The sequence below is a fragment of the Segatella paludivivens DSM 17968 = JCM 13650 genome, assembly GCF_000373185.1.
Classification (GTDB): Bacteria; Bacteroidota; Bacteroidia; order Bacteroidales; family Bacteroidaceae; genus Prevotella; species Prevotella paludivivens.
In genome coordinates, this window is the sequence record NZ_KB890627.1 from 105,037 (window position 1) to 122,384 (window position 17,348).

General features: G+C 36.5%; 14 protein-coding genes. 1 reads left to right on the forward strand and 13 read right to left on the reverse strand.

The features are described 5' to 3' along the window. Positions 1 to 1,070: 1,070 nt before the first annotated feature. Positions 1,071 to 2,069 (reverse strand): hypothetical protein, encoded by a 999-nt coding sequence (locus B045_RS0101500; protein WP_018462497.1) that lies wholly within the window; start codon positions 2,067 to 2,069, stop codon positions 1,071 to 1,073. 792 nt (positions 2,070 to 2,861) lie between these two features. Between B045_RS0101500 and B045_RS0101505 the strand changes: the two genes are divergently transcribed. Further along, entirely contained in the window at positions 2,862 to 4,349 is a 1,488-nt protein-coding gene (locus tag B045_RS0101505) for a hypothetical protein (RefSeq protein ID WP_018462498.1), read from the forward strand. Between the two features lie 709 nt (positions 4,350 to 5,058). Here the strand turns inward: B045_RS0101505 and B045_RS0101510 are convergent. From B045_RS0101510 to B045_RS0101565, 12 genes are all read right to left on the reverse strand, one after another. Further along, a complete protein-coding gene (locus tag B045_RS0101510; RefSeq protein ID WP_018462499.1) occupies positions 5,059 to 5,895 on the reverse strand; it encodes an FAD/NAD(P)-binding protein in 837 nt (278 codons plus the stop codon). Further along, positions 5,888 to 6,907 carry a 4Fe-4S dicluster domain-containing protein gene (locus B045_RS0101515; protein ID WP_238311992.1) on the reverse strand — a complete coding sequence of 340 codons (1,020 nt, stop codon included), beginning with the start codon at positions 6,905 to 6,907 and terminating at the stop codon, positions 5,888 to 5,890. Before B045_RS0101515 ends, B045_RS0101510 begins: the two co-directional genes overlap by 8 nt. 1 nt (position 6,908) lies before the next feature. Then, on the reverse strand, positions 6,909 to 7,691 hold the full coding sequence (locus B045_RS0101520; protein WP_018462501.1) for a 4Fe-4S dicluster domain-containing protein: 783 nt from the start codon (positions 7,689 to 7,691) through the stop codon (positions 6,909 to 6,911). Then, on the reverse strand, positions 7,684 to 8,151 hold the full coding sequence (locus B045_RS0101525) for a hydrogenase iron-sulfur subunit (RefSeq protein WP_018462502.1): 468 nt from the start codon (positions 8,149 to 8,151) through the stop codon (positions 7,684 to 7,686). The genes B045_RS0101520 and B045_RS0101525 overlap by 8 nt, the downstream gene beginning before the upstream one ends. Before the next feature lie 12 nt (positions 8,152 to 8,163). Beyond that, the gene (locus B045_RS0101530; protein WP_018462503.1) at positions 8,164 to 10,167 is read right to left on the reverse strand and encodes a CoB--CoM heterodisulfide reductase iron-sulfur subunit A family protein; all 2,004 of its coding nucleotides are present in this window, start codon (positions 10,165 to 10,167) and stop codon (positions 8,164 to 8,166) included. A 12-nt stretch (positions 10,168 to 10,179) separates the two neighbouring features. Continuing rightward, entirely contained in the window at positions 10,180 to 11,025 is an 846-nt protein-coding gene (locus B045_RS0101535) for a CoB--CoM heterodisulfide reductase iron-sulfur subunit B family protein (protein WP_018462504.1), read from the reverse strand. A gap of 8 nt (positions 11,026 to 11,033) precedes the next feature. Continuing rightward, the gene (locus tag B045_RS0101540; RefSeq protein WP_018462505.1) at positions 11,034 to 11,579 is read right to left on the reverse strand and encodes a 4Fe-4S dicluster domain-containing protein; all 546 of its coding nucleotides are present in this window, start codon (positions 11,577 to 11,579) and stop codon (positions 11,034 to 11,036) included. Between the two features lie 374 nt (positions 11,580 to 11,953). Further along, positions 11,954 to 13,063 (reverse strand): TlpA disulfide reductase family protein, encoded by a 1,110-nt coding sequence (locus B045_RS0101545; RefSeq protein WP_018462506.1) that lies wholly within the window; start codon positions 13,061 to 13,063, stop codon positions 11,954 to 11,956. Continuing rightward, on the reverse strand, positions 13,060 to 14,109 hold the full coding sequence (locus B045_RS0101550; RefSeq protein ID WP_018462507.1) for a TlpA family protein disulfide reductase: 1,050 nt from the start codon (positions 14,107 to 14,109) through the stop codon (positions 13,060 to 13,062). Before B045_RS0101550 ends, B045_RS0101545 begins: the two co-directional genes overlap by 4 nt. A 7-nt stretch (positions 14,110 to 14,116) precedes the next feature. Next, positions 14,117 to 14,809, reverse strand: coding sequence for an FISUMP domain-containing protein (locus B045_RS0101555; protein WP_018462508.1), 693 nt, complete (start codon positions 14,807 to 14,809; stop codon positions 14,117 to 14,119). A gap of 14 nt (positions 14,810 to 14,823) precedes the next feature. Beyond that, positions 14,824 to 15,750, reverse strand: a complete 927-nt coding sequence (locus B045_RS0101560) for a hypothetical protein (RefSeq protein WP_018462509.1) — start codon at positions 15,748 to 15,750, stop codon at positions 14,824 to 14,826. A gap of 12 nt (positions 15,751 to 15,762) precedes the next feature. After that, on the reverse strand, positions 15,763 to 17,346 hold the full coding sequence (locus tag B045_RS0101565; protein ID WP_025883067.1) for a RagB/SusD family nutrient uptake outer membrane protein: 1,584 nt from the start codon (positions 17,344 to 17,346) through the stop codon (positions 15,763 to 15,765). Positions 17,347 to 17,348: the final 2 nt, after the last annotated feature.

The following is a 17,348-nucleotide window of genomic DNA, read 5'->3' on the forward strand; positions in this document are numbered from 1 at the left end:
ATGTTGTTTTGGGGAGTGATAAGGGCCTTATCACTCGGTAAAGTAACACGAAATGGAACATGGTTTGCTTGCAAAATTGCATTATAAAATTATGCAATTACATTTTTGCTTGACATATTTTCGTCACTTGATTATTCTCGAAAAGAAGTCTAACAAGTTGATATTCAACGGATAGACATTTCGACACTAGTATTTTTGAAAAGTCCAAAGTGTGCGTATGCGCGTGTATTATACAGTGTAGCACCAGTAATTGAAACTTTGGCTAACAGCTCAAACCAGATTTCATAGTATGAATAAAAATCTTGCAGTATCTTTGCCGAGAATTCAGTGGAGTTCGCAGAACATTTAATCAAGCTTGAAAATTCTGTTTTCGTTTACTGCATCTACGCACCCATCCTCAGTTCCTCTGATGTAGTAACGTTTCTTTGAAAAAATTACTTATAAGACACATGCTATCCTCAAAATGCTACAAGTTGCTGTAGCTAAAACGTAGCTATAGTAGCTAAATTGACCTAGCTACGTATCGTCAATTCCGCTGTTTATGGGCTTTGCGAGAGAAACCGTAGCTCACGTAGTTAAAAACACGAAAAGTGCAAGGAGAGCAGGATATTATTAGTCCCCTCCTTCTTATTCTTTTGCAAATGTGATGATATCTTCCCATAACTTTGCACAAGTTACCGACTAAAATTTGTTGATTCAAGAATAAATAAAACCACGGATAGATAAAGTAGAGCGAGGCACGTTTTTCTTTGTTAGTGATTTTGCTGAGTTTGATAATGAATTATTGTCCTTTTGAGCAAAAAATAATAATGAAATGTTGTGATAATAAAAATCTGATAAATATCATAAGTCGTGTGGTTATATAACAAACAAAGGACTATTATGTAAATCGTCCTTTGTTTTTATGATCCAGATAAAGCTCTCACAACAGAGTTGCCATGATAATTTTAAAACTTTATACTTCAATATCTTATGAATTATATCACTGCTATACTAAATACTTTTGAGTTAGTTAGCTCATAAAGAAGGCTTGATACAAAGGTCAGTTTTTATTGGATATACAATGCTCTTTATTCGTGTGTAATATTACCTTTACAGTTTTTTATACGATTGTTAAGGAAACGTCTAATTCTTTTTTCCCATTTTGCATCATGATAAAATCTTTCAATCATTAACTTTTCTCTTAGTACTGATTGTTTGTCTCTTATAATATTTGTTTCATAATCAGATAATTTAAATACATATGTTGCATTTTTTGAGTACATCGTTTCTAATAATATGATATCTAAATTACTAAAACCAAAAACTATATATCCAAAGAAATTGTTTGGACCTTTCCCTCTTATGTCAGGCTCATAATCTTTTAGTATATTTAGTCTTTTTTGAAAAGCCTTTTGTTCTTGATTATCTTTCACATAATGACTTGATATGCGTACTACCTCTTCAAAATTTTCAGCCACATCCAATGTCCCTTTTGGGAGTAATTCCATGTCAAATCTTTTATTAAAATGAATTGCGGGTTCTAGTTTAGATGTTAATATTTCAAAACTGTTAAATATTTCACAAGATAGATTTATAACATGAGTATTTTTCATGTTGTTTTCTGTGTCATTTATATATACTAGAGGGATTGATGATGCAACAACTTTCTGACCATGCTCATTCGTCTTAAAAGTAAATTCTATGTTATATTTATGTAGTAATACTTTGGCATAGATATAAAAGTCTCTGTAATAGCTAACATGAGTGCCATCTTTAGTAGTATATTCAATATGTTTTGTGTTAATGATTTTTTCTTCAGGTTGTTTTCGTACAAATTTTCCATTTATATTATTCTTTGAAACTGTTTTTCTTGCTTTTGGAGTAAATGTTACATTATCAACAAAATCCTTAGGCAATCCATATTTATCCAAATAAGGACTCTTAATATAGTCTTCATATAGTAAGCCTACATAAAAAGTCTCCCCTTCGTCAAGGAGTGCAGATAAATACTTGTTAGAATTTAGAATTCTTACGTGTTTTTTTTCCACAGAATCATTTAGCTGATTCTCATAGTGATCATTTTTCATTTTTTAAAATTTTAGTTTTTGATGCTGTAATATTTATTATAGCACTATTATTAGCTGACGATATCCTAACAACGATTAATCGTCTTTACTATAGTTGTCAATTTTTAGTATATATTTCTAGCTAAACAATATGAATGGTATTTTTAAACTTGGTAGTATTGATATTTTTTAAATCAAAATTCTCTGCCCAATTTTTAGCAGTATATTCTGGTATTTGTATTCTTTATGGTGTAAAAATAATATATATATTCTAAATATTCAAGGATGTTATCACTATAAAGCAGTATATTTTCGTTAATTAAATGTAATTTAATTACATTTATGTATATTAACTTAACTCGTTTCGTTTTCATGATAAAGCGTTTTCTAAATTTATATTAGCTTTATATTATTTTTTTAAAATCAACATTTTGCTTACTTGTCATCATCGAGTAGATGTTACTATAATTGGTTGATTAAAGTGTGATTATTAGCTATAATAAAAAATAATTTGTAGTATTAATAAATTTTATTGTTTTAGTTATAATAAATTATTAACTTTGCATAAAACAAAAATACGATTCGATAAAAAGGCAATGGAATATTGGTCGAACCTTCCTCTGTGATACCAAAAAAAATAGATAAGTTTAAAATAGTGTTTGGTTGCAATAATTTGATGTAGTTTATGGTATCCATATAAAATGACAGAATTGAATGGAGATATTAATATGGCAAGAGATATCTTCATCCCATCAACCAAGATGCTATTAATACACTTGCCGAGTTTGAAGAGAGAAATAAAAGAGTGAAATAATGTCAGATACCAAACCAACATCAAGGGAAACGATTGCCAATCTTGTCGCTAATTCAGGATTGACTATAGATGATTTGTATAAAGCATTAAAGAGCGAATTAGTTGTTCGTTCTTTGATGGATGAGCAAACACCTGTATTATATGTCTTGACTCAAGACTTACAGAATAGCATTAAGTTTATATTGATGGATATGGGTGCTTCGTGTAAAGCTGAATTCTCTGTAAACAATCTATATGAGAAGCGATTTCATATGAAGAATATACAGGCTTCAATATCTGAAGGCTATAAATTGCTGTACAATTTTGGCAAACTAAGAAAAAAATCCTTGTGGAAAAAACTGATGAAACAAGTACATGAAGACGGTAATTCAGATTTGATAACTGAAGGATTGGGCATAGAACAGAAATTAGAAGTCTTTGGCAATACAGAGATAGACCAGAAATTGCGAAACTTAACTCTTCACTACGATAATGAGATGATAGAGGTCTACAAAAGCACAGTATTAGTCGACAGTGAGGAGAAAACGATGACGAAGTTTCTTAGTTTTTGGGGCATTCTGCAAGATGTGAAATTATATACCGATAAAATCGATGAATACTGTCTCTCAAAAACAGGTATTCATAAGCCATCTCCTTCATTCCCTATAATGCTTGGCATTAACGATTTCCATAAGACAGTGTGTCAGCTTATCAATAAGGATGGTAAATTAGAGAATATTTTCGATAATTTGCCAAAAGAAGCTGTTGAGAGCATAGATTTAATAGCAGAACAATGGAATGGTACTAAAAGAGTTGAGGATTACATTCGCAACAATGTACCATCAATTGGTGTTATTCCCGAAATCGGACATGTTCAGGTATTGGCAAATATTCAGTTGTTGCTGAGATTTATGATGCTTGATATGGTAGCAATAGTTGATGCTTATCTAAAATCATCATCTGATATAGAGTATGCCCTTAATCTCCGCAGAGTATGCGTAACAAAGGTGTCTACAATGGTGCATCTATATGGATATACCTCTGATGAACATGAACAATCAATCTGGAAGAGTATCGAAGATATGATACCAAATGGATCCTCTGAACTTCTTCTTCAGAGTAAGAAGATTAGTGATTTATTGGAAAAGATAGTATTCCAATCCAATGATAAAGATTTAAGGGCAACTTTCGTGCATCTGTTTGATAACTCAAAAGTTTGTTCTGACTTAGCAAATGTTGTAAGTGCTATTGAAGGGATAAATCCAATAACTCTAGTTGCTGACATCCAACTGCTTCTTGGCGTATATAAGGTCATGATGCAATTTTCTACAATTCTCATGAATGTGCTAGCTGAAGAAGCACATCAGAAGAGTATACAAAGTAGTAGAGCTCTGGATAATCAGATAGATGAATATATCCGCAGATTCGAGGAGAGCCAGTTACCTGATGATCAAAAAAAACAGTTAGTTAATATGATGGAGGAGATGAAGAAAAAATATAATATTTGATGATATGATATTACATCTATTACTAATTTTTTATTGTCATGCAATTATCATTAAGTCCTGCCATTTTCCCTATCGAATTCGAGTGGAGTAAAATTCTGATTGTATAGGCTATCAAAAATTCCCAAATATTGGCTCTGTTTGTATACTTGCGAATTTCACGATGCTTAAAAAATGCTTATCTTTGCACCCAGCAAAGAAAGTCAATAGATTACAAATAAATATTATCAATATTTCAACCATCAGGAATATAGGATTATTTTGAGTTTACCGATTACTCAAATTTGGTAAGTTATTATGTATTTTGCCTTCAGGAGAAGTCTGATATGCCTACATATCTAAAGTCTTTATCCTTGGGTCCAAGGCATCTGCTCAGAAATAACAATAACATAAATTTCTGTCCGTGATTGCGACTATACTGTTTATTTAAAATTAAACACAGATTTATTGTCACACAAGATAGCAATTGTATGGATATAAAAATCCCCGGTTGCATGATGCAGCCGGGTATTTAAGATTCATTTAAATATTGTTCATTACAATATACTAACCCAACTTTGACCTGTGTTACTTAATATTTGATGAATAAATAATGTGACTCACTCATATTCAGTATATGCATCCTTGTATGCAAATATTGTAAACCGTAATATTTTGTAAAAGCTATTACTGATTATCAGATGCTTACGAGCCAGCATGGGGCAAACTTGGGTTAAAATTCAGGTGGAAGTGCATTCAACTGTACTTTGCTGAACACCGGTCCGTCTTTGCAAACAAACATCGGGCCTACATTGCATCGTCCACATTTGCCAATGCCACACTTCATGCGATTTTCAAGAGTGGTATATATGTTCTCATCCTTGAATCCGAGTTTCTCGAGTACAGGGAATGTAAACTTGATCATGATAGGAGGTCCACAGACAATAGCGATGGCATTGTCACTGCTTGGAGCTACCTCACCTAATACATTAGGAGTAAATCCAACTTTTCCTTTCCAGTCGGGCGTTTCACCACCCGGATCTACTGTGGCAAAGAGATTAACGTCAGGACGCTCTTCCCATTCCTTCAGTTCTTCTTTGTATACAAGGTCGTTCACTGTCTTGGCACCATAAACGATAGTTACATCGCCAAACTCATCCCTGCGATCAAGCACATTGTCTATCACTGCACGCATAGGAGGAAGAGCTATGCCACCGGCTACGAAAACAAGATTCTTACCTTTCCATTCATCAAGAGGAAAAGAGTTGCCAAGTGGAGCACGTACTCCCATCGTCATGCCTTCTTCCAGTCGATCAAGCCCTGATGTTACACGACCTGCCTTACGAAAAGTACACTCGATATACCCTTTGCGGGTAGGGGCGGAAGCTATACAAAAAGTGCATTCGCCCTCACCAAAAGCCGAATATTCTGCGAAGTTACCTGCTTTGAATTCAAATTTATTGCCTTCTTCTTCATTCTGAAAACGTAGGCGCAATGTCTTTACCCCGGGAGCCTCGACTGTTATCTTGTCGACTACCATCACATAAGGTATGTATATATTATTACTCATTGTTTGCAATATTTGTTAGATGTTCTGCAATGTTCATATCTACCGGACAAGCACGCGAGCAACGACCGCAGCCTGTGCAACCGTATATATCAAGACGGTCGGGCATGTAAGAAAATTTGTGCATTACACGCTGACGCCAGCGTGTGGCCTGCGTAGGACGTGGGTTATGACCTGATGTATGTTGTGTGAAGAGTGTGAATCCACATGAGTCCCAACAGCGTACGCGGCGACCGTGATTGCCATGGGCACCTTCTTGTATGTCGAAGCAGGCACATGTAGGACAGACAAAAGCGCAGGCTCCACATCCAAGACAACGCTCAGACTGGGCTTTCCATATAGGACTTTCGAAGGATTTTGCCAGTTTCTCGTGTATTTGTTCGCGTGTAAACCTTACTGGTATTTTAGCCAATACAGACTCTTTGTCAATGCTGTCGTCAGCTTTAGTAAAGCAATCCTTGCATAAGTCTATTAGTTTCTGACCTTTGTCTGTAAGTACTTCTACCAAAGTTTCTTTATCATTGATTTTGGTGAGCATAATGTCACTGCCGGCTGTATTACCAGGTCCACCACCTACAGATGTGCAGAAGCAGCATCCGTCAGCTTTATCGCATGCGAAAGAAACAACAACAAGGCGTGAGAAACGCTCGTTGTAAAGTTTGTCTTTATAGTCCCAATTGAATATTTTGGTAAGTGGACCGAAGCCAACTGCATCACACGGACGTGCACGCCAAATGACGGTGTCAAGGAAGTTCTCTTCAGCGACATCATATATTTTTGTATCAGTACCCTGTTTTTCATAAGCAAAAAGAGTCTCTGTATTAGGAAAAGCTGACGCCTTAACAGATGATGTAGTGGTAATAACATCGTATGCTACACTACCTGCATCTTTTATCTCTTTGAATTCAGCTTTGCTGCCGGTTTTGACCGGGGCAAGTACGCGTGGTACTGTCTCTATTATTTTAGCGAGCCATGTATGTATCTGGTCCGATTTTATTATAAGTCTTTCCATCATATCATTTAATAAAGTTTTCTTTATCATTTACGTTATATGTAGACAGTACACTTCCGTCTTTCCATCCACCAAAAGTATTCTTGATGTCCATACCCATTTTCTTTGTGAGTATGCCGATAGGCAGTTCGAGAGGGCAGGCGGCTGCACATTCTCCGCAACCGACACATCTGCCTGACATGTGCATAACACGGTTAATCTGCCACTCCATATTGCTAAGCGGGGCAGCCCATGGCTCTATCCATTGAGGACAGTTGACCTCTGTGACGCAACGGTTACAGTAGCATAGCGGACAAGCTGCACGGCACGCATAGCAACGCACACACTTTGACAGTTCGCTCTTCCAATAATCCCATCGCTCACTGCGACTCATCTTATCTATCTTCTCGATGACGGCAAGTACTTTCTCATTGGGCACAGGTTCGTGAGTGTCAACATATTGCTGCATCTCATCTATGCTGCCGAATGTAATTATATCATCGCCATCTACGGTCATCACTACGAGGTTTTGAAGATTAATCTGATTCTCACGATTCAGTTGGATGACTGTCTTAATTACGTAATAATTACCCACTACACCAACCTTGTCTTCTCCGATAATCTCTTTCTTTGTAAGGTATACAGCCAGATTGTTACTACATTGATCATTGAATATCAATCGTTCACAGTCCTCTGGCTTATGACAAAAAGCAGGACGAGGACGCTCTGTGCCCTGCTCGTAACCTATAATCATTTTTACTGTTCCCTCAGAAAGGAGGGTTGCAGCCTTTTCAGATAATTTACTCATGAATTATTTTTTCCTCCTCTAAGAATTTTGCAGCTTTTTTATATTCAGTATAGGGTCCCATCTCACGTATTTTGCCTACCGTGTCATTAACGACATCAGCCCATTTGGCACCTTCGGCAGCTGATACCCAAGACCAGCGTATCCTCTCAATGTCAATGCCCATAAAGTCGAGCATGTCTCTGAACACCATCCAGCGTCTGCGGGCGTGGAAGTTGCCACTGGTGTAATGGCAGTCGTTAGGATGACATCCTGATATGATGATTCCATCTGCGCCACCAGCAAAAGCTTTGAGTAGTAGCATGAAGTCGATGCGGCCCGTACACGGGAATCTCACAATCTCTACGTTGGTGGCATATTTGATACGGCTAGTACCGGTCAAGTCTGCGCCTGCATAAGTACACCAATTGCAAACAAATGCTATGATGCGCGGCTCGAATATATTATTGTTATTTTCTTCCATTATAGTGATGCTTTATTTGTTCAATAAGGCTGTAACCTCTGCGAACATCTCCTCATTGGTGTAACCTTGTATGTCAATTGATTTAGAGCGGCAGAAAGAAACACATGTTCCGCATCCCTGACAGAGTCCGGGATTGATTTTAGCCACGGTCTTTATTACTTTGCCTGTACGACGGTCTTTAATCTCCTCGTGCTCTATGGCATTGTAAGGACATATGGTCTCGCACATAAAGCATCCCACACATGTACTGAACATTGGCGGGGCGCAACGGTTGACAACAGCAACGATGGGCTCGCGAACGAGTGTAGGCTGTGACAACAGAGATACGGCTTTGACAGCTGCACCAGATGCTGATGCGACTGTCTCTGGTATATCTTTAGGAGCCTGACAGGCACCTGCCAGAAATATTCCGGCTGTATTTGTTTCTACAGGTTTTAGCTTTGGATGTGCTTCGGCAAAGAAATGATAAGGATCGTAGGAAATGTGCATCTTCTGTGCCAATTCTTCTGCGCCTTTATTAGCGACACCTGCGGTGGCAAGTACCACCATATCGGCTTCTATCTCAACTGGCTTTGCACCCAAAAGAGTGTCTACACCTTTGACAATGAGTTTACCGTTCTTCTCATATACACGGGCTACACGACCGCGTACATAGTTTACATGATCTTCCTCAACAGCGCGCCGTACGAACTCTTCATAGTTTTTACCGCCTGCACGTACGTCCATATAGAATATTGTAGACTCTCCGTCGTGTACCTTATGCTGATACAGCATGGCATGCTTGGCGGTGTACATACAACAAATCTTTGAGCAATAAGGAATACCTTTGGCAGGATCGCGTGAACCGCAACAAGATATGAATACAATTTTCTTTGGTATCTGACCATCCGAAGGGCGACGTATCTCACCAAGAGTAGGACCGGAAGCGGAAGCAAGACGCTCGAACTGTAATCCGGTAATTACATCTTTATATTTGCCGTAACCATATTCTGGAAAGAAATCTGTCTTCAACACATTGAATCCAGTGGTTACAATCACTGCGCCAATATCTTCAGTGATGAATTCATCAGGTTTATCGTATTCTATGGCACCGGTAGGGCAGAACTTCTGACATACCTTGCACTTGCCTTTCTGATAATAGTTGCAATGTTCTTTGTCTATGGCCGGTTTGTTAGGCACTGCTTGAGGAAATGGTGTGAAAATAGCGGTACGTGTGCCAAGACCTTCATTAAATTCACTTGGAATTTTCTTCTGAGGGCACTTAGTGGTACATAGTCCACAACCAGTACATTTATTATAGTCCACACTCTTGGCTTTCAGACGTATTGTAGCCTTGAAGTTGCCAATAAAACCGTCTAACTTTTCCAGTTCGGCATAAGTATAAAGGGTGATGTTGGGATGCTGGGCTACCTCTACCATACGGGGCGTAAGAATACATTGAGAACAGTCTAGGGTGGGGAAGGTCTCAGACAACTGTGACATGTGACCGCCTATAGACGGACCTTTCTCGATAAGTATTACTTTCTGTCCACAGTTGGCAATATCCAGACTGGCCTGTATACCGGCAATACCACCACCTATAACAAGTGCCTTCTTGGTGATGGGTACCTCTATCGCATTAAGCGGTTTGTTGCGGCGCACCTTTTCAACTACACCTTTTACTATATCTATAGCCTTAAGCGTAGTAGCTTCACTCTTTTCGTGTACCCATGATACATGCTCGCGAAGATTGGCAATCTCGCATAGGTAAGGATTAAGACCCGCCTCGCTACATGCGCGACGAAAAGTAGGTTCGTGCATACGAGGCGAACAAGATCCTACGACAACACCATCAAGATGATATTCGCGTATGGCATTCTTTATAAGTGATTGTCCCGGGTCGGAACACATATATTTATAGTCGGTAGCAAAGGCTACTCCCTCCATTTCGGATGCAGATTTAGCAACACGTTCACAATCCACGGTGGCACTGATGTTCTCGCCACAATGACAAATGAAAACTCCTATTTTTGACATAACATGATTCTTTTATAGGGTATTGACTTTAACAAAATGGCGTTGCAACCCAAGTTTTTCAGGAGCAATGCCCACAGCCAATCCGATAGCTTGTGTGATATAAATAACAGGTGTGGATATTTTCTCACCTACGTATTCGTCTATCTGAGGACGGCGCATATCCAAATTGGAATGACACATAGGACAAGCCACTATAATAGCTTCTGCACCACGGTCGGCAGCATCCTTAACAATATTGCCTGAAAGCTTTGCCACTAGGTCAGTACGGGCAATAGACAGACTGGCTCCGCAACATTCGGTCTTGAATCCCCAATCAATAGGAGTGGCACCAATAAGTTGCATAAGTTCATCTAAAGAAGTAGGGTCTTCTACACGGTCGAAATCTATTATTTTGTTAGGGCGAACCAACAGGCAACCGTAATAGCAGGCAACCTGATGTTCAAACTTATGCGATATTTTTTCTAATATCTTATCCTTAATATATTTATCGATAAACTGTACGACATTCAGAATCTTTATATCATTATTGAATGTCATATCAATGCTCTTCTCTACTGATTTCTTAAGCATCTCATCTTTGTTAAGCTCATATTGGGCAACAGCAAGACGATTGAAACAAGCAGCGCAAGGTACGACAATTTCATCGAACCCCTGTTTCTCGGCAAGCGCAAGTGTTCTTGCGGGAAGAGCAAGTGAAAGATCTCTGTTTACGGCATGTGCGGCAGAAGCACCACAACAGTTCCAATCATCGATATCTATAAGTTCTATACCGAAAACAGGAGCCAATGCCTTAACAGATTCATTGTATTCCCTAGCCGTTCCATTGAGAGAACAACCGGGATAAAAACCTAATTTCATAGTAATTTCTATTTGTTATTAGTAGATTTGAAGATGTTCTTTAAGTTTCTCTTGCCTTTAATAGATTCAGGGATAAACTTCAATTTGCCTTTTGCCAGCATTGATGGAACGAGATTGATATCTTGCCAAAGGCGCAGTGTACGTAGTTTGAATCCAATAGTCATGAAGACTTCGCTCAGGCGTCCTGATGTTTTTACGGCACCAAGAAAAGATTGATAAAAAGAAAGAATGGGCTTTGCTTTAGGCGAAACACATTTGTTCTTCACAGAATCGGCACGTAAATAGTCCATTACTTTAGGAATATCGACCTCCTTAGGACATCTTCCGATGCAATTTTCACAATTCTGGCAAAGCCATATTGCTTCAGAAGAGATAATCTTGCGATAGTTCTCTTCATCATTGGTTTGCAGCATACGCATAATCATTGACGAAGGATAATCCATATCGCCAGCAAGAACGCAACCTGCTGTACATTTGCCGCATTGATAGCACATAGCAATATCAACACCAGTAGCTGCCTTTATACGGGTAGAAATTTGATGATTAGTAGCCATTATTTCGTATAATATATTTTCCAGTTTAAGATTTATTAATTGCCTCTTATTACAATAAGGTTTCAGCCCCTTCTAGGCTGTTTTGTCGTTGTAGTAGTTTGTACTTAATCGTGCAAAGATACATATTTATTTTTCTATTGCAAAAAAATTAACGATTATTTTATGCTATCGCAAACAGCAGCAGATACTACCCTTATTTGAATGGTATTTCTTTCAGATTCAGACTAAAAACGATGAGTCAAAACGTATCTAGTTAAAGTGAGTTCGACAAATTATAATCTTTTAATCATATACGCTGTAGAACAGCAATAGCCGAGTAAACTTATACTCGGCTATTGTTACTGTCTATTATTTATAGTGCTATTATATTTGTCTTATTTTAGGATTTCTGCTAATTTAGTCATTAACTCATCTCCACGAAGATCTTTAGCTATAATTTCACCTTTTTGGTTAATAATTACTGTTGCTGGTATTGCTTGCACATTGTATGCGGCAGCGCCTTTACTACTCCAGCCTTTTAAGTCAGACATCTGTTTCCATGGAATACCAAGTTTTTTAACTGCACTGCTCCATGCTTTTTTATCAGTGTCTAGAGAAACGCCTACTATTTCTAATCCTTTTGAGTGATATTGATTGTATGCTTTTATCACATTTGGCATTTCTGCACGACATGGTCCACACCAAGAAGCCCAAAAATCTATAATCGTAAGTTTGTTTTTCTTTACTAGATCTGAAACCTTTATAATTTTACCGTCTAAACCCGGTAAGGCAATATCGGTAAATTGTTTACCAGTAGATGTTTTTGCATCAGCTTCGTGTTGAGCAACTATTTTTTTATAGTATGGGTATTCACTATTATTAGATTTCATCAGATCTAAAATCTTCTTCTGGTTTTCAGTTCCAAGTTCCTCGTAATAGTATCCAAGGAGCATATCACTAATTGTAGATGGAACATGTTCACAGATAAATTTAGTTCTTAAGGCTTGTTGCAGATTATTTATAGAGTCTAATTCAGACTTTGCGGCTTTTTTTGCAGCTTCACTTGCTGTACTATCATTTACAATCTTCCAAGAATCTTCAGCTTTAGCAGAACTGTTATTACCAATGTTACAGAATTCTCTCCATAGTTCTGTGCTTTTGCTACCTTGTACATCTGCAAGTTTTTTTGTCGAGTCATTGAAAATTTCAACTTGCATATCATTGTTTTCAAGGATAATATCATTTATTGATACAGGCTTTTTGTCTTGAACCAAAACAATAAATTTAAGAGCAGCAGCATCTAGTTTGCCACTAAAGAAAAAATTCTTATCCTTAATAACTGTTGAGTCTGTTGGGATAAGGTCAAAATATTGCATATCTGCAATATATACCTTATCTCCGTCTTTTGCAAAATCAGCTTTTCCGGAAATTTTATAACTTGTACTTTGTGCAAAAGCATTACATAGTGAAAATGCAGCTGCAGCGATTAGAAATAATTTTTTCATTTTTTGTTATCAATTTGTGTAAAATAATCATCTATTTCTGAAACATATTGTGGAACTCTTACAATTTTTCCCTGTGGGTCTACAATAATATAAAATGGAACTCCTGTAATTAGATATTTTTCTAATAGCTGTTTGCCACCATCAATAGTGAGGCAATATTGTTTCCATTCCATTTTCTCTTTTTTTATTGCATTTATCCATTGGTTATATTTGCTATCAGCACTAACCCCAACAATGGTGATATTTGGATGTTTTTTTGCGACTGATTTTATGTCGGGTATAGAACTACGACAAATGCCACACCATGACGCCCAAAAGTCAATAAGGGTGTATCTTCCTTTTGGTATAATATTAATAAGTCTATTTGCTGTTTTTTTTGTGTCGAATAGAGGTAAATCAAGAATTGGCTCACCTACAGCAGTTCTTTTTGCAAATTCACAGTTGCGTCTGAATTCTGATAATCGATTTGGGTCATCAGGTACAGAACTGATCAAATTTGCAATATTTTGAATTTCAAGTTTTCTAAGTCCAGACCCTCCTTTTATTAAATCGTTTGCAAGTTTAACAGATAGAACAGAATGAGGGTGATTCTTTATCCAGTCTAAAGGTTTGCTTCCAGATAAGTTGTATTCGTTGAAATCAGCTTGAGGGGCTCCACCTGTAATTTTAAAGTATCTTCCTATTGGAGCATCATTTGTTATACTATCATAGGCTGTAGCTGCAAATGTCATATTTGTATTACTTACGAAAATAGTTGTATATGTCCATCGTATTTTCCCTGTATCTTGGTCATTGCCTAGTAAATTCAAATTATTAGTAGTAAGCGTACAAAGTGTTGGATGATCTAGCTTACCCCTTAATGTAAATTTCCCATTTTTTACAGTGTCAACGGCGATTTCCTTATTTTCAGAATCCTCTGCTGTCATTAGGCCTACAACAATGCCATCTTTAATACTAGGTATTTCACTTTTAATTATAAATTCCTTTTGAGCTATAGAAGTCGTAGAAATAAATGAAATTAAAATTCCTATTATATATTTTTTCATCTTTTTGTTATTTAGCGTCTCTTACAAATCTTACACTCATCATATTATTTGTTGCTGATAGATGGCGGTATACTTTTCCTGAATTATATACTATCTTTCTATAATAAGCAGTTGATGTACTTTTATCATATGTATCTGTCCAATAATATCCAAAAGCTTCAATATAATAGAACTTCAACGCAAAGGTAGTACTGTTGCCATCCATAAAACCTCCATATTTGAGATTTAATTGTGTGCCATCTTTCTCATGCATAAGTGTAGCTTGGTAGCTTCCTCTCCATCCATCTGAATTTGCATTACTTTCACTCATGTTTAGTGATATTTCAAGGCTTTTCCAGTCTTCGTCTGTTGGAAGTCTCCAACCTTCAGGGACAGCCTGTTTTGCTCCTTCATACGAATATAAATATCCATATTTTGCTACAGTTAATGAGTCATTTATAGAATTATCATCTCCTAAGATTTGTTGGGTTACATAGATACTTCTAGTGTAGTCATCTTTTGTATCATATTTTGCATTATCTGTAGTCCATTCCAGTTTTCCAATTCTTACATAGTTATATTCTTTTCCATCTCTTGAATCTGTGAATTTACCTGCATAACTTGGAAGTATGGTGGGTATGGCATTGTTGTCATCACTGCTACAGCTTGTTATGAACAACAATGTTATTATTATTAATGATGTTATTTTATCTATTTTCATATGCATATAGTTTGTTAGAATTTATAGCCAAGAGAAAGAATGATATTTTTCATTACCATGTATTTCTGAAGTATAATTTCATTATTGTATGTATCTCTTACGTACTGTTCGTCGTTTTCTACAACAAGTTTTGCAAAGGCTTTTATGTCTTCGACTTTACTTGGGTAATAGCCATAAAATACAATTCCACTTATAGTGTATGGGCATATAAAACCACTTTCTTGCATTAGTTCCATATTTGATTCATTATCAGATGGTGTTGTTTGTGACGTTGTTTCATAAAAACTGTCCGAAAATTTAGTAAATGGTGCTATTATGCTAGCTTCTAGACTTGACACTTTGTCTGCTACAATAGAAGCGCATAAATCTTTTGCAAACAGTTGTATATCAGATTCGTCCATATCGAAAATGTCTTGAATGCCAATAGCAGTGGCTCTATTTCCGACTACAGATGTCTGTTCTGAATCATAACTATACGAGTTATCATTGGCAGCATATTTTGTGATACTATTTACAAGAAGCCAAGAATAAGGTCTTAGCTTTGCACTTAAATGTGGTAGAATATTATTCTCAATAAAGTTAGCTGCAGCCTTTTGCTTTTCTATATCTTTAATGTATGTATATTTATATGCAAAATATGCCTGTGATGACATGATGTAAGGAACATCTATTGTTTCTGTCTGATACGTGATTTCACCATTGGGCTTTACTCCGATAGAATCATGTCTCAAAGTATCATTAAAAAGTAAGTAACATCCATTGTTCTTATAGAATTCTTTTCTCAACAAAGATTCATCATCTGTAGCGTTGGCATATGCTGCAAAATAGTTTTTTGCTGGTGCTTCTGGTGTGATGTAGTCTTCCTTGTCTCCACATGAAAAGAGAGATAAGGAGATAAAACAACAGTACACTAATATTTCTAATGTTTTATATTTTTTCATTTCGTCCAGTTTTTATTCTACATTAAACGTTCTCTCGCCCCTTGCATTATTCTTCATGCCTGTATTCATTATTAATGTTTCATGAGGTATAGGAAGTATATATCCCCAATCATTAGGTTCGAGAGTGAATACATGGCATGATGTCTTTTCATATGAATCGCGATTTACATAATAATAGTAATGATGTATAATGCTCTTTGATTCTGGATATTTTTCGCATACTGCATAACGGCGTAAATCAAACCATCTTTGTCCCTCAAGGCACAACTCTCTTTCGCGTTCACAACGTATAATTTTTATTAAGTCATAGCCACTGGCTGCAACTTTGTAATCTGTTCCTGTTTTGTAGCGGTATTGACGTAATGTGTTTAACATTTTATTTGCCTCTTCATCATGTCCCATATACGCTTCTGCTTCTGCTTTTATAAGGTATGCCTCAGCTGATCTAAATAAAAATTTGTCAGACACTTCGGTTCTAATTTTAGAATATGGATTAGTGTAGGCATTAAAGTAGTACTCAGGCATATTTTCTGTCTGTGTAAGTGCAGTACTTATCATGTCCATCTTTTTATATCCATGAAATGTTCCGTAAGTCCATATATATTTAGTTTTTCTAAGGTCATCGTCCGAGTAGAGATTGTATATGCTATCCGAAATCGTAAAGCTTTTGTATTCGCAGGTAGTTATATTACACAATGCATTACTTCCCATAGAGAATATATTCTCTACAGAAGTTGGCGATACAATTCCCTTATTTTGTTGAAGCGTATTCAACTGTGTTAAAGACGGATGGTTGTCAATAACCTTTTGAGCATATTCAGATGCTTTATCCCATTTTTGCATATATAGATAAACTCGGCTAAAAAGAAAATTAACAGCAGTAGAATCAGCTCTATATATTGTTTTCTGATTTCCATATTCAGTTAGTTCTTTTTCGGCGATTTGTAGATCGCTAAGTATTAAATCGTAACATTCTTGTACGGTGTTGCGATCAAATATTTTATCTTCTACAGTTTCTGATGTCTTTATTGGTACTCCTAGATCTGTCGATGCAGTGCTAGGTGTATAGGCTTTACCATATAGGTTTACTAACAAGAAATAATAATATGCTCTTAAGAATCTAGCTTCACCATCAACTTTAGATTTTCCAATTCTTTCACTTTGCGTTGTTTCTGGTAATTTTGTTGCACTATATATAATATTATTTACAACATTAATATGTTTGTACATCTCCTCCCAACATTCATTTTCTTTATGAAATCCTGTGTAAGAATCATTTTGTCCTGATCTTGCTTGCCATGTATAATATCCAAAAACCTTTTCTTTACCATCGTATTGCATAGCATTTCCATCATAACTAATGGTATTTTCATCTAATTCATCGCCTAGAAAATGCAAAAAATATTCATTATCACTGACGATTGCAAGGTTATCACTCTGAAACTGAGGTAAGTAACCATCTCCAATAAGTAACTCATTAAGATCTTCCCATGACCGTACATAATCTGTATCTTGTGAATACTCTTTAAGAAAATTAGAACAACTAGATATCATAACAGTTGTCAAAATTGTAAATAACAATATTTTAAATCTCATGA

Excerpts from the sequence above, each read along its gene's own strand:
- B045_RS0101545 (WP_018462506.1), bottom strand. The coding sequence starts at position 13,063 with ATGAAAAAATTATTTCTAATCGCTGCAGCTGCATTTTCACTATGTAAT.
- B045_RS0101505 (WP_018462498.1), top strand. The coding sequence starts at position 2,862 with ATGTCAGATACCAAACCAACATCAAGGGAAACGATTGCCAATCTTGTC.
- B045_RS0101550 (WP_018462507.1), bottom strand. The coding sequence starts at position 14,109 with ATGAAAAAATATATAATAGGAATTTTAATTTCATTTATTTCTACGACT.
- B045_RS0101520 (WP_018462501.1), bottom strand. The coding sequence starts at position 7,691 with ATGAGTAAATTATCTGAAAAGGCTGCAACCCTCCTTTCTGAGGGAACA.
- B045_RS0101540 (WP_018462505.1), bottom strand. The coding sequence starts at position 11,579 with ATGGCTACTAATCATCAAATTTCTACCCGTATAAAGGCAGCTACTGGT.
- B045_RS0101530 (WP_018462503.1), bottom strand. The coding sequence starts at position 10,167 with ATGTCAAAAATAGGAGTTTTCATTTGTCATTGTGGCGAGAACATCAGT.
- B045_RS0101525 (WP_018462502.1), bottom strand. The coding sequence starts at position 8,151 with ATGGAAGAAAATAACAATAATATATTCGAGCCGCGCATCATAGCATTT.
- B045_RS0101560 (WP_018462509.1), bottom strand. The coding sequence starts at position 15,750 with ATGAAAAAATATAAAACATTAGAAATATTAGTGTACTGTTGTTTTATC.
- B045_RS0101565 (WP_025883067.1), bottom strand. The coding sequence starts at position 17,346 with ATGAGATTTAAAATATTGTTATTTACAATTTTGACAACTGTTATGATA.
- B045_RS0101500 (WP_018462497.1), bottom strand. The coding sequence starts at position 2,069 with ATGAAAAATGATCACTATGAGAATCAGCTAAATGATTCTGTGGAAAAA.
- B045_RS0101535 (WP_018462504.1), bottom strand. The coding sequence starts at position 11,025 with ATGAAATTAGGTTTTTATCCCGGTTGTTCTCTCAATGGAACGGCTAGG.
- B045_RS0101510 (WP_018462499.1), bottom strand. The coding sequence starts at position 5,895 with ATGAGTAATAATATATACATACCTTATGTGATGGTAGTCGACAAGATA.
- B045_RS0101515 (WP_238311992.1), bottom strand. The coding sequence starts at position 6,907 with ATGATGGAAAGACTTATAATAAAATCGGACCAGATACATACATGGCTC.
- B045_RS0101555 (WP_018462508.1), bottom strand. The coding sequence starts at position 14,809 with ATGAAAATAGATAAAATAACATCATTAATAATAATAACATTGTTGTTC.